This window comes from Streptomyces sp. NPDC041970 (assembly GCF_055588985.1).
Genome location: NZ_JBVJCD010000032.1, coordinates 34,184 through 46,289, shown reverse-complemented (window position 1 = coordinate 46,289; position 12,106 = coordinate 34,184). Strand labels below are relative to the sequence as shown.

Annotated in this window: 13 protein-coding genes and 1 pseudogene; 12 read left to right on the top strand and 2 right to left on the bottom strand. The window is 73.0% G+C overall.

Annotated features, from left to right (window positions below):
* The first annotated feature begins 168 nt into the window (after nt 1-168).
* Genes sufD through ACZ6EJ_RS17395 form a run of 6 tightly spaced genes read left to right on the top strand, consistent with a single transcriptional unit; the run spans nt 169 to nt 4,505 of the window.
* Nucleotides 169-1,350, top strand: coding sequence for a Fe-S cluster assembly protein SufD (gene sufD, locus ACZ6EJ_RS17420; RefSeq protein ID WP_469267982.1), 1,182 nt, complete (start codon nt 169-171; stop codon nt 1,348-1,350).
* Nucleotides 1,350-1,667, top strand: coding sequence for a non-heme iron oxygenase ferredoxin subunit (locus ACZ6EJ_RS17415; RefSeq protein ID WP_469267981.1), 318 nt, complete (start codon nt 1,350-1,352; stop codon nt 1,665-1,667). Before sufD ends, ACZ6EJ_RS17415 begins: the two co-directional genes overlap by 1 nt.
* Before the next feature lie 7 nt (nt 1,668-1,674).
* Complete coding sequence (sufC, locus tag ACZ6EJ_RS17410; RefSeq protein WP_469267980.1) at nt 1,675-2,439, top strand: Fe-S cluster assembly ATPase SufC; 765 nt, start codon at nt 1,675-1,677, stop codon at nt 2,437-2,439.
* Complete coding sequence (locus tag ACZ6EJ_RS17405) at nt 2,436-3,704, top strand: cysteine desulfurase (protein WP_469267979.1); 1,269 nt, start codon at nt 2,436-2,438, stop codon at nt 3,702-3,704. Before sufC ends, ACZ6EJ_RS17405 begins: the two co-directional genes overlap by 4 nt.
* Before the next feature lie 10 nt (nt 3,705-3,714).
* On the top strand, nt 3,715-4,170 hold the full coding sequence (sufU, locus tag ACZ6EJ_RS17400) for a Fe-S cluster assembly sulfur transfer protein SufU (RefSeq protein ID WP_469267978.1): 456 nt from the start codon (nt 3,715-3,717) through the stop codon (nt 4,168-4,170).
* Nucleotides 4,167-4,505 carry a metal-sulfur cluster assembly factor gene (locus ACZ6EJ_RS17395; RefSeq protein ID WP_015607822.1) on the top strand — a complete coding sequence of 113 codons (339 nt, stop codon included), beginning with the start codon at nt 4,167-4,169 and terminating at the stop codon, nt 4,503-4,505. The genes sufU and ACZ6EJ_RS17395 overlap by 4 nt, the downstream gene beginning before the upstream one ends.
* 84 nt (nt 4,506-4,589) lie before the next feature.
* On the opposite strand, the gene ACZ6EJ_RS17390 is transcribed toward ACZ6EJ_RS17395, so the two are convergent.
* The gene (locus ACZ6EJ_RS17390) at nt 4,590-5,570 is read right to left on the bottom strand and encodes a DUF7847 domain-containing protein (RefSeq protein WP_469267975.1); all 981 of its coding nucleotides are present in this window, start codon (nt 5,568-5,570) and stop codon (nt 4,590-4,592) included.
* A gap of 287 nt (nt 5,571-5,857) precedes the next feature.
* Here ACZ6EJ_RS17390 and ACZ6EJ_RS17385 point away from each other — a divergent pair, with 287 nt between their 5' ends.
* The 3 genes and pseudogenes from ACZ6EJ_RS17385 to dapD all read left to right on the top strand — a co-directional run bounded on the left by ACZ6EJ_RS17385 (nt 5,858) and on the right by dapD (nt 7,806).
* Nucleotides 5,858-6,184, top strand: a complete 327-nt coding sequence (locus ACZ6EJ_RS17385; protein WP_469267974.1) for a DMT family transporter — start codon at nt 5,858-5,860, stop codon at nt 6,182-6,184.
* A pseudogene (locus ACZ6EJ_RS17380) lies at nt 6,184-6,711 on the top strand (TetR/AcrR family transcriptional regulator); the annotation flags it as partial. The gene ACZ6EJ_RS17385 and the pseudogene ACZ6EJ_RS17380, both read left to right, overlap by 1 nt.
* A gap of 96 nt (nt 6,712-6,807) precedes the next feature.
* Complete coding sequence (dapD, locus tag ACZ6EJ_RS17375; protein ID WP_469268011.1) at nt 6,808-7,806, top strand: 2,3,4,5-tetrahydropyridine-2,6-dicarboxylate N-succinyltransferase; 999 nt, start codon at nt 6,808-6,810, stop codon at nt 7,804-7,806.
* A 10-nt stretch (nt 7,807-7,816) separates the two neighbouring features.
* Here the strand turns inward: dapD and dapA are convergent, their stop codons facing one another.
* A complete protein-coding gene (gene dapA, locus ACZ6EJ_RS17370; protein ID WP_469267972.1) occupies nt 7,817-8,701 on the bottom strand; it encodes a 4-hydroxy-tetrahydrodipicolinate synthase in 885 nt (294 codons plus the stop codon).
* Nucleotides 8,702-9,209: 508 nt separating this feature from the next.
* Between dapA and ACZ6EJ_RS17365 the strand changes: the two genes are divergently transcribed.
* The 3 genes from ACZ6EJ_RS17365 to ACZ6EJ_RS17355 all read left to right on the top strand — a co-directional run bounded on the left by ACZ6EJ_RS17365 (nt 9,210) and on the right by ACZ6EJ_RS17355 (nt 12,018).
* Nucleotides 9,210-9,923, top strand: coding sequence for an antibiotic biosynthesis monooxygenase (locus ACZ6EJ_RS17365; protein WP_469267970.1), 714 nt, complete (start codon nt 9,210-9,212; stop codon nt 9,921-9,923).
* Between the two features lie 173 nt (nt 9,924-10,096).
* Nucleotides 10,097-11,560, top strand: coding sequence for a hypothetical protein (locus ACZ6EJ_RS17360; RefSeq protein ID WP_469267968.1), 1,464 nt, complete (start codon nt 10,097-10,099; stop codon nt 11,558-11,560).
* A 227-nt stretch (nt 11,561-11,787) separates the two neighbouring features.
* Complete coding sequence (locus tag ACZ6EJ_RS17355) at nt 11,788-12,018, top strand: hypothetical protein (protein WP_003969918.1); 231 nt, start codon at nt 11,788-11,790, stop codon at nt 12,016-12,018.
* The last annotated feature ends 88 nt before the right edge of the window (nt 12,019-12,106 follow it).

Here is a 12,106-nt window from a genome sequence, read left to right as displayed (position 1 = left end):
CATTCCAGCGCCCTGCGACGCACCGCACCCGACACCGCGGCCTGTCCGGCCCTGATCCGCCGGACACCCCCAGGGCCCACCCACAGGCCCTCGGGGACGGCCGTCCGCGGCCGTCCCCGCCCCCCGTCCCCGACCTCTCGACCTAAGAAAGCGAGCACTACGACAGCCATGGCTGAGGCTCAGAACACTCCGGCGGGCTCCACCACCGCCGGCTCCATCGCGGTGGCCGCCGAGTCGACCGTCGCCACCCGCATGAGCGCACCCCCCTCCTTCGACGTCGCGGACTTCCCCGTCCCGCACGGCCGCGAGGAGGAGTGGCGCTTCACGCCGCTGGAGCGGCTGCGCGGGCTGCACGACGGCACCGCCGTCGCCACGGGGACCGGCGTCAAGGTCGCGGTCGAGGCGCCCGAGGGCGTCACCGTCGAGACCGTCGGTCGCGACGACGCCCGGCTCGGCCGGGCCGGCGTCCCGGTGGACCGGGTCGCCGCCCAGGCGTACTCCTCCTTCGACCGGGCCTCGGTCGTCACCGTCGCCAAGGAGGCCGTGCTCGCCGAGCCGATCCGGATCGCCGTGCACGGCGAGGGCGGCGTCGCCTACGGCCACCAGGTCATCGAGCTGGGCGCCTTCGCCGAGGCCGTCGTCGTCATCGACCACACCGGTGACGCGGTGCTCGCCGCCAACGTCGACTACGTCCTGGGCGACGGCGCGAAGCTGACCGTCGTCTCCGTGCAGGACTGGGACGACACCGCCGTCCACGTCGCCCAGCACAACGCGCTGGTCGGCCGGGACGCCTCCTTCAAGTCGGTCGTCGTCACCTTCGGCGGCGACCTGGTCCGCCTGCACCCGCGGGTCGCCTACGCGGCCCCCGGCGGCGAGGCGGAGCTGTTCGGCCTGTACTTCACCGACAAGGGCCAGCACCAGGAGCACCGCCTCCTGGTCGACCACAACACCCCGCACTGCACGTCCAACGCGGTGTACAAGGGCGCCCTCCAGGGCGACGGCGCCCACGCCGTCTGGATCGGCGACGTCCTCATCCAGGCCGCGGCCGAGGGCACCGACACCTACGAGATGAACCGGAACCTCGTCCTCACCGACGGCGCGCGGGTCGACTCCGTGCCGAACCTGGAGATCGAGACCGGCGAGATCGTCGGCGCCGGCCACGCCTCGGCGACCGGCCGCTTCGACGACGAGCAGCTCTTCTACCTCCAGTCCCGCGGCATCCCCGCCGAGGAGGCCCGCCGCCTCGTCGTGCGCGGCTTCTTCGCCGAGCTGGTCCAGCAGATCGGCCTGCCGGACGTGGAGGAGCGCCTCATCGAGAAGATCGAGGCCGAGCTGAAGGCGTCGGTCTGATGGCCTTCGTCCGCGCCTGTGCGCTGAGTGAGCTGGAGGACGACACCCCCAAGCGGGTGGAGCTCGACGGCACACCCGTCTCCGTCGTCCGCACCGAGGGCGAGGTGTTCGCGATCAACGACATCTGCTCGCACGCGAACGTCTCCCTCGCCGAGGGCGAGGTGGAGGACTGCGCGATCGAGTGCTGGCTGCACGGATCGTCGTTCGACCTCCGCACCGGCAAGCCGTCCGGACTGCCCGCGACGCGCCCCGTCCCCGTATACCCCGTAAAGATCCAAGGGGACGATGTGCTCGTCTCCGTCACCCAGGAGTCCTGAGTCACCCATGGCAACGCTTGAAATCCGCGACCTGCACGTCACCGTCGAGGCGGACAACGCCACGAAGGAGATCCTCAAGGGCGTCGACCTGACCGTGAAGCAGGGCGAGACCCACGCCATCATGGGCCCCAACGGGTCCGGCAAGTCCACCCTCGCGTACTCGCTCGCGGGCCACCCCAAGTACACGATCACCGGTGGCTCGGTCACCCTGGACGGCGAGGACGTCCTGGAGATGTCCGTCGACGAGCGGGCCCGCGCCGGCCTGTTCCTCGCCATGCAGTACCCGGTCGAGATCCCCGGCGTCTCGGTCTCCAACTTCCTGCGCACCTCCGCCACCGCCGTCCGCGGCGAGGCCCCCAAGCTGCGCACGTGGGTCAAGGAGGTCAAGGAGACGATGGCCGGGCTCCAGATGGACCCCTCCTTCGCCGAGCGCAACGTCAACGAGGGCTTCTCCGGCGGTGAGAAGAAGCGCCACGAGATCCTCCAGCTGGAGCTGCTCAAGCCGAAGATCGCCGTCCTGGACGAGACCGACTCCGGCCTGGACGTCGACGCGCTGAAGACCGTCTCCGAGGGCGTCAACCGCGTCCGCGCGACCGGCGAGGTCGGCACCCTGCTGATCACGCACTACACGCGCATCCTGAAGTACATCAAGCCCGACTTCGTGCACGTCTTCGCGGCCGGCCGCATCGCCGCCTCCGGCGGTGCCGAGCTGGCCGACCAGCTCGAGAACGAGGGCTACGAGGCCTACACGAAGGGCGGCGCTTCCGCGTGACTGACGCCCGACAGGGGCTCACCGGCCTCCTCGACACCGAGGCGATCCGCAAGGACTTCCCCATCCTGGACCGCACGGTCCACGACGGGAAGAAGATCGTTTACCTGGACTCCGCGGCGACCTCGCAGAAGCCGCGTCAGGTCCTCGACGCGCTCAACGAGTACTACGAGCGGCACAACGCGAACGTTCACCGCGGCGTCTACACCATCGCCGAGGAGGCCACCGCGCTGTACGAGGGCGCCCGCGACAAGGTCGCCGCCTTCATCAACGCACCCAGCCGCGACGAGGTGATCTTCACCAAGAACGCCTCCGAGTCGCTGAACCTCGTGGCCAACATGCTCGGCTGGGCGGACGAGCCCTACCGGGTGGACCGCGAGACCGAGATCGTCACCACGGAGATGGAGCACCACTCCAACATCGTGCCGTGGCAGCTCCTCTCCCAGCGCACGGGCGCGAAGCTGAAGTGGTTCGGCATCACCGACGACGGCCGGCTCGACCTGTCGAACATCGACGAGATCATCACGGAGAAGACGAAGATCGTCTCCTTCACGCTGGTCTCCAACATCCTGGGCACCGTCAACCCGGTCGAGCAGATCATCCGGCGCGCCCAGCAGGTCGGCGCGCTGGTCTGCATCGACGCCTCCCAGGCGGCCCCGCACATGGTGCTCGACGTGCAGGCGCTCCAGGCCGACTTCGTGGCCTTCACCGGCCACAAGATGGTCGGCCCGACGGGCATCGGCGTGCTGTGGGGGCGGCAGGAACTCCTGGAGGACCTGCCCCCCTTCCTCGGCGGCGGCGAGATGATCGAGACGGTGTCGATGCACTCCTCGACGTACGCCCCCGCGCCGCACAAGTTCGAGGCCGGCACGCCCCCGATCGCCCAGGCCGTCGGCCTCGGCGCGGCCGTGGACTACCTCTCGGCGATCGGCATGGAGAAGATCCACCTCCACGAGAAGGCGATCACCGAGTACGCGGTGCGGCGCCTGCTGGACGTCCCCGACCTGCGGATCATCGGTCCGGCGACGGCCGAGGACCGGGGGGCGGCGATCTCCTTCACGCTCGGCGACATCCACCCTCACGACGTGGGACAGGTCCTCGACGAGCAGGGCATCGCCGTCCGGGTCGGCCACCACTGCGCGCGGCCGGTCTGCCTGCGGTACGGAATTCCCGCGACGACGCGAGCGTCGTTCTATCTGTACTCCACGCCCGCCGAGGTCGACGCCTTGGTGGACGGTCTGGAGCACGTCCGGAACTTCTTCGGCTGAGGGCTGACTGGTGAAGCTTGATTCGATGTACCAGGAAGTGATCCTGGACCACTACAAGCACCCCCACGGGCGCGGCCTGCGGGACGGCGACGCCGAGGTGCACCACACCAATCCGACGTGCGGCGACGAGATCACGCTCCGCGTGCGGTACGACGGCGAGACCGTCGCCGACGTGAGCTACGAGGGCCAGGGCTGCTCCATCAGCCAGGCCAGCGCCTCCGTGCTCAACGACCTCCTCGTCGGCAAGGAGCTGTCCCAGGCGCAGCGGATCCAGGGCGCGTTCCTGGAGCTGATGCAGTCCAAGGGCCAGGTGGAGCCCGACGAGACGATGGAGGAGCTGCTGGAGGACGCCGTCGCGTTCGCCGGCGTCTCCAAGTACCCCGCGCGGGTCAAGTGCGCGCTGCTGAGTTGGATGGCGTGGAAGGACGCGACGGCCAAGGCGCTGTCCGAAGGGAAGACCGCATGAGCGAGAACGAGACCGCGACCATGAAGCCGGCCTCCGAGGAGGAGGTCCGCGAGGCGCTGTACGACGTCGTCGACCCCGAGCTGGGCATCGACGTCGTCAACCTGGGCCTGATCTACGGCATCCACGTCGACGACGCCAACATCGCCACCCTCGACATGACCCTCACGTCCGCGGCCTGCCCGCTGACCGACGTCATCGAGGACCAGGCGAAGTCCGCCACGGACGGCATCGTCAACGAGCTGCGCATCAACTGGGTCTGGATGCCGCCGTGGGGCCCGGACAAGATCACCGACGACGGCCGCGAGCAACTGCGGGCGCTCGGGTTCAACGTCTGACCCCGCTGTCCCCGGCACGACGCCGAAGGCCGTGCCCGCCAGGATGCCTGGCGGGCACGGCCTTCGGCGCTGTACGGGGCGCTCCTAGACGTGCGCGGGCGGCGGGCCGTACTGCTCGGGCAGCGTCAGCGCCGCCGCCTCGGCGAGGACCGGGCCCAGGTTCTCCGTGCGCATCCGCAGGTCCACGTAGAGCAGGCCGACCACCAGCGGCGGGAAGACCGCCGAGAACAACTGGGCGATCATCTGGCTGATCAGCGACAGGACCATCAAGCCGCCGAACGCCGCGACCACCTCGCCGCCGGTCGGCTCCGCGCCCAGCTCCGCGGGGTCGAACACGCCGGGAAGCATCCCGATCATCTGGAACGGCATCTGGACCGTGTAGCCGATCACCGACGCCAGCAGGTAGGCGAGCATCGTGACGCCGAGGACCCGCCACCAGCTTCCGCGCACCAGGCGGGCGGAGCGGCGCAGCGCCGCGACCGGCCGCTGCCCCTCGAAGACCACCACGGTCGGGGCCAGGGAGAACTTCACCCAGAGCCAGACGGCCACCGGCCCCAGGACCAGCGCGCCGGCGAAGCCGACCCAGATCAGCGGCAGTGCGCCCTCCGCCTCCCCCGTCGAGGCGAAGTAGAACGCCGTGCCGGCGACGGCGGCCATGAAGAGGGCCACCGGCACGACCGCGATCAGCGCCACCAGCAACACCGTGCCGAGCATGGCCCACACCCGTGCCCAGGAGCGCTTCCAGACCGCGCCGAAGCCGATCGGGCGGCCCAGGACGGCCTCCTGGAGGACCACCGGGGCCGCCGCCTGTACGACCGCCGAGGCCAGCAGGTAGAGCAGGATGCCGACGATCAGCAGCACGCCGAACGCCACGCCCAGGGACACGACCTCGGTGGCGTCCGGGGTGCCGGGACCCGTCAGCCGGTCCCATTGGGAGGCCACCGCGGCGATGGCGACGGCCACCGCGGCGCCCATCACCAGCGTCGCCGCGCCGAACAGCGTGACCGCCATGCCGATCAGCGGCTTCCAGTAGCGCCCGATCGCCGAGAAGGCGCCGCTGAGCATGTCCGAGACCCTCAGCGGCGCCAGGGGTATCACCCCCGGCCTGGGCGGTGCGGCCCATCCGCCGCTCCATCCGCCGCCCGGCTCCTGCGCTCCCCCGTGGAAGGGGCCCCCGCCCCGGGGCGCGCCCCCGTACGGGCCGCCGCCCCACCCTGCGTCCTGCGCCACTGCGTCTCCGTCGTCTCGTCGGCCCGCGGTCACGGGCCGTGCCATCGGTCGGGCCACCGTAACGCCCCCCGTCCGAACGATGATATGTACGGTTGTCCGCACCGTTGTGTACGGTCGTCCGCATGGGATACGCATACGGGCTGCTCGCCGCCGCCATCGCCGCGGAGGTGGCCGGGACGACGGCCATGAAGTACAGCGAGGGCTTCACCCGGCTCTGGCCCTCGCTCGGCACCGCGGCGGGGTACCTCATCGCCTTCACCCTGCTCGCGCAGACCCTGAAGACCCTCTCGGTGGGCACCGCGTACGCCATCTGGGCCGGCGTCGGCACCGCGGCCGTCGCCCTGATCGGCGTCCTCTTCCTCGGCGAGTCCGGCAGCCCGGTCAAGGTCGCGGGCGTCGCCCTGATCGTCGCCGGGGTCGTCGTGCTCAACCTGGGAGGGGCCCACTGATGGCCCGGCGGTACGACCCCGAGCGGCGGACGCGGATCATCGACGCGGCGCTGCGCGTGGTCGCGGACCACGGCATCGACGGGCTCAGCCACCGCGCCGTCGCGGCCGAGGCGGACGTGCCGCTGGGCTCGACCACGTACCACTTCCGCTCGCTCGACGAACTGCTGGTCGCCGCCCTGCGCCGGTCCGACCGGAACCTCGCCGAGACCCTGCGCGCCGGGATAGGGCCGGGCCCCGGCCCCCGGGGGCTCCCCGACGAGCTGACCCGCGTGCTGGGCCGGTGGTTCGCGGGCGAGCGCGGCGCGGTCGAGCTGGAGTGCGAGCTGTACCTGGCGGCCCTGCGCCGCCCCGCCCTGCGCCCGGTCGCCGCCGAGTGGACCGAGGACGCCGTCGAGCTGCTGTCCCGGCGCACCGACCCGGCGACCGCGCGGGCGCTCGTCGCGCTGCTGGACGGCGTCTGCCTGCGCACCCTGCTGACCGGCGGCGCGTTCGACGCCGCCCACACCCGCGAGATGCTGGCCCGGATCACCGGGGCCGCGCCCGACCGGCCGCCGGGAGCGGAGGCGGTCCGCGGGACGGGACCGGTTCGCCCGAGCGGGTTCCGGCCGGTTAGGTTGCTGTGCATGACCGACACGACTTCCCAGGGCCCTGCCCGCACCACCGGCGCCGTCGCCGCCGGCCTCGCCACCGTCGCCGGTGACGGCACCGTCCTCGACACCTGGTTCCCCGCCCCCGAGCTGACCTCGGAACCCGGCCCCGCCGGCACGCAGCGCCTCGGACCCGACGAGGCCGTGAACCGGCTCGGCCAGGGAGCCGCCAAGGCCCTCGGCGTGGACGCTCGGCGCGGCGTCGAGGTCGTCGCCGTGTCCACGGTCATCTCCTCGCTCGACGACAAGCCGCTCGACGCCCACGACGCCTACCTGCGCCTGCACCTGCTCTCGCACCGGCTCGTCCAGCCGCACGGCCAGAACCTCGACGGCCTCTTCGGGCTGCTGGCCAACGTCGCCTGGACCTCGCTCGGCCCGGTCGCCGTCGACGACCTGGAGCGGGTCCGGCTCAACGCCCGCGCGGAGGGCCTGCACCTCCAGGTGACCTCGGTCGACAAGTTCCCGCGGATGACGGACTACGTCGCCCCCAAGGGCGTGCGCATCGCGGACGCCGACCGGGTCCGCCTCGGCGCGCACCTCGCCGCCGGGACCACCGTCATGCACGAGGGCTTCGTCAACTTCAACGCGGGCACGCTCGGCACCTCCATGGTCGAGGGCCGGATCTCCGCGGGCGTCGTCGTCGGCGACGGCTCCGACATCGGCGGCGGCGCCTCCACCATGGGCACCCTCTCCGGCGGCGGCAAGGAGCGCATCATCATCGGCGAGCGCTGCCTGATCGGCGCCGAGGCGGGCATCGGCATCGCGCTCGGCGACGAGTGCGTCGTCGAGGCCGGCCTCTACGTCACCGCCGGCACGCGCGTCACGCTGCCGGACGGCCAGACGGTCAAGGCGCGCGAACTCTCCGGCGCCTCCAACATCCTCTTCCGCCGCAACTCGGTCACCGGCGCCGTCGAGGCCCGCCCGAACAACGCGTCGTGGGGCGGCCTGAACGACGTCCTCCACGCCCACAACTGACGCACCGGCTTCAGGAGGCCGCGAGGAGTTCCTCGTACGCCTCGCGCAGCCCGTCGGCCGCATCGCGCCCGGCGGGCTGCAGCGGTTCGCGGACCGGTCCGGCGTCCAGGAGGGCCTTGACCGCCACCGTGCCGGGCAGCCCGCCCGCCATCACCCGCTCGACCAGGCGGACGGTGAGCCGGTTGAGCCGGGCCGCCTCGTCCGTGCGGCCGGCGTCGAACGCGTCCAGCGGGGCCCGCATGTGGCGCGGGACCACGTTGGCGACCGTGCTGACGAAGCCCGTGCCCCCGAGCGCGTACAGCGGCAGGTTCAGCTCCTCGCAGCCCGAGTAGTACGCCAGCGAGGTCCGGGCCATCACCTTCGTCGAGCCGAGCAGGTCGTACGCGCAGTCCTTCACGGCGACGACGCGCGGGTGCCCCGCCAGCCGCACCAGGGTCTCCGGCTCGATCCGCGTGCCGGTGCGGCCGGGGATGTCGTACAGCATCACCGGCAGGCCCGTGGCGTCCGCCACCCGCAGGAAGTGCGCCTCGACCGCGGCCTGCGGCGGACGGCTGTAGTACGGGGTGACCACCAGCAGCCCGTCCGCCCCCGCCTCCTCGGCCTCCCGCGCGAGCCGCACGGTGTGCGCGGTGTCCGCGCTGCCGACGCCCGTGAGCAGCCGCACGCCCCCGCCCACTTCCGCGCGGACGGCCCGCACCAGCGCGGCCTTCTCGGCGTCCGTGGTGGTGGGGGACTCGCCGGTGGTGCCGTTGAGGACGAGCCCGTCGCACCCCTCGGCCGCCAGGCGGGCGGCGTGCGCGCGGGCGGCCGGCAGGTCCAGCGCGCCGGTGGCGGTGAAGGGAGTGATCATGGCGCAGAGCGTGCGGCCGAAAGGGGGCCGTGCGGAAGGGGTCATGCCCGCAGTCTCGGCGCGGCCGACCGTGAAGGTCCACTTAGATCTGCTTGCGCTCACCGGCAAGAGGAGCTGAAACGTCCCCGGCGCGAGGCGTCGGCGGCCCTGGCGCGATCGGCCGCACGGACGGCGGACGCGGCGCAAGGGGCGGACGGGATGGGGACACGCGTGCGGGCGCCGGGGCGGAGCCCGGCCCCTCCTGCCGGCGGCGGCCCTGGCCGCGTCGACCGGCTGCTCCTCCACCCCGGAGGGCGGCGGCCTCGTCGAGGGCGACGCCCTGGCGGTCTCCGCCGCCCCGGCCTCGCCGCGCGGACCTTCCCGCCGGAGGGCCACGACATCCGGCTGACGGACGAACTCGACATGACCGCCCGGCGCGCCGGACGGGCGACCTGGCGCGGGCTCGCACCCCGCGACGGCGTACCCGCGGCGGGGTTTGACCTCAAGCGCGCCTGAGGTGTGACGGTGGGGGAGTGCCGCACCGGACGGGGCGGCGAGAGAGGGGAACACCACCGTGACCGCACACCTCACCGACCGCCCGGACCCGGCCCGCGCCGACGCCCGGACCATCAAGGTCAGCACCTGGAACGTCGGCACCCCCCAGCGGCAGCGGCAGACCGTCGCCGCCGTCCGCGCGGCCTGGACGAGCCGCCCGTGGCCGCACCCCGGACTGCTCTCCTACAGCGTGTACGCGGGGGAGGACGGCGCGACCCTGCTCCACTACTCCCAGTGGACCGGCGAACAGCCCTACCGCGCCTTCGTACGGGAGGGCCGCGACGTCCGCAACGGCGAGATCGACGCCGCCGTCCCCGGCATCGAACGCCTCGGACTGCACACCTACGAGCTGTACCGCTCCGGGCTCCGGACCGAGGGCGACACCCAGGCGCCGGGGACCGTCGTCATCGTGGACGCCCTCTTCGACGGCCCCGACCCGGCCCGCCAACGCGCCTGGGTGGACGCGGTGTTCGAGGCGCTCGGGGACGAGCCCCGCGTCCCGGAGGGCGGCATCGCCGCGCACTTCCACGTCAGCACCGACGGGACCCGCGTCCTCAACTACGCCGAGTGGGTAAGCGCCGACCACCACATCGCCGCCCTCGCCGCCCCGGGCGACGGCATCGGCTCCCCGACGCCGCTGTGGGAACGCGTCCAGAACTATCCGGGCATGACCGGCGGCGCCGTCAACCGCTACACGCCCGCGCTCAGCCTGGAACCGGCCGCGCGCGCGTAGCGGCGTCCGGCGGTCCCCGAGGCGTGCGGGGCGGTCGTCGACAAGCCCCGCGCCCCCGGCCCCGCCCCGCCCGCCGGAGCCGGACGGCGCGGGACCGATTGCGTCTAGGCTTGGGCGGCTGAACCGCGTACACACGCCGTACGCCCCCGAGCACGCACCGAGGAGAATCCCCGATGTCCGCAGAGCGCCCCTCCCTGCCGCCGGTGCGGCTGCCCTCCGAGGCCGAACTGGCGCGGGACGCGCTCGCCGCTCCGCTGTTCGTCCGCGCCGTCCGGCTCGCCCGCTGGGCCGGGCCGGACGTCCGCGTCGGGGCCGGCGGCGAGCTGGCCGAGCAGCACCTCCCCGCCGCGGCCGAACATCTGGGGCTCCCGGCCGACGAGGAGGGCGCCGCGTACGCGGGGGAGGCCTGGCGGCTCGCCGTGGACACCGGCCTCGTCGACGTCACGGACCCGGAGGAGGAGGACGGGGAGGGCGCCGCCGCGGCCGGCGAGAACCTGGCGCTGCTCACCTCGGGTTCCCCGCAGGACGTCCTGGCCATCTGGCTCGACGGCCTGGACGCCGTGCACGCCGACGCCACCGCGCCCGTCCTGGACGACTTCGCGGACCTGGTCGGCGAGGACGGCTCGATCGACTTCGACGCCCTGGACTGGGACCCGGAGGCCGAGACGGAGTTCCTCGACGGCGTCCTCGGCAACCTCTACCTGCTCACCCTCGCGGACAACGGCGCGGGCGACGGACCGGTGCCGCTGCCCGCCCTCGCCGCCTCGGTGATCGTCCCCGACGACATGGGCGAGCCCACCGACGACGTCCTGGAGCAGGTCTCGGAGGCGATGATGCGCCTCGACGACCAGTTCCGGCTCCTGGAACCCATCGGCATCGTCGAGTACCGGCCGGTGGACGAGGCGCTGATGGTCGAGGAGGGCGACGCGATGGTGGACGCCTCCGTCGCCGACGCCGAGGAGGACATCACCCGGTACGGCATGGTCAGGCTCACCCCCCTCGGCCTCTACGGCGTCCGGGCCCGGATGGTGGAGGCCGGGGTGGACGCCCCCGTCGTCGGCGACCTCGCGGGCAAGGGCGCCGACGCGCTGCTCGACGGCGTCGCCCACTACCCGGAGTCCGCAGCCCGCGCCGAGATCACGCTCTGGCTCGCGGGGCACGGCGCCGACGGAGCGGTGGCGGCCGCGGCCGAGCTGCTCGCCGCGGCGCGCGGCACGGACGAGGGCGCCCCGCTGCGCCGCCTCCACTGCCAGCAGGCCCTCGCCCTGGCCGGCCCCGAGGCGGAGCCCGCCGTACGCGCGGTGCTCGACGACCCCGAACTGGGCGGCCTGGCCCGCGTCTGGCTCGCCGAGCACGGCGCGGCCGACGTCCCCGCCCCGCCGCAGGACATGATCTTCTGGCTGGCCATCGACACCATCGCCGCCCAACTGGAGGCGGAAGGCGAGCTGGAGGAGCTCCAGGGGCTGGTGGAGGGGCTCTCCGCGCAGCACAGCGGCTTCTTCGACGAGGTCTGGCGCGTGGACCACCCGGCCACCGCCGACGTGCTGGAGGCCATGGGCCGGCTGCACAGCGACAAGAAGGCCGCCAAGGAGGCCCGCAAGGCGGCCTACAAGGCCCGCTCCCGCACGAGCGACTGACCCGGCCGCCGCGCGCGGCGCGGGCGGGGTTCCCCCGGTGGCGGGACACGCCCCGTGCCGGGGGAGGGCCACACGTTCGGGGGGCTTTCCGCCGCCGCCTCCGGCCGCCGGGGGCGGCCGGAGCCCCAGGCGGGCCCCGGTCGGCGCTCATTACGAATGCGGCACTTCTGGGGCCCCGGAGCGGGCGGGCATGGCGTCGGGCCTTAACAGGGCGCATACTCGACGTAATGAAACAGTCAGCCGGTTCCCGGCGTCACCTGCCTTCCAGTCCCTTCAACCGCCCGGCTCAGGAGGCCCCACCGGTCGAATGCTTCGATGTGGGCGACAGGGTGTCGCACGACCAGTTCGGGCTCGGCAGGATTCTCGCTGTCGAGGGTGACAACGACGCGGTCCTCATCGACTTCTCGGGGCGACAGGGGCGAATCCTGAGCCCCTACTCCAAACTGACCAAGCTCTGAGGAGCACGGCGAGCACGAGCAGCGTCCGCCTCCTCCGGACGATCCGGGGCGCCTGAACCACTTCAGGCGCCCCGGACTCCGTTGCGCC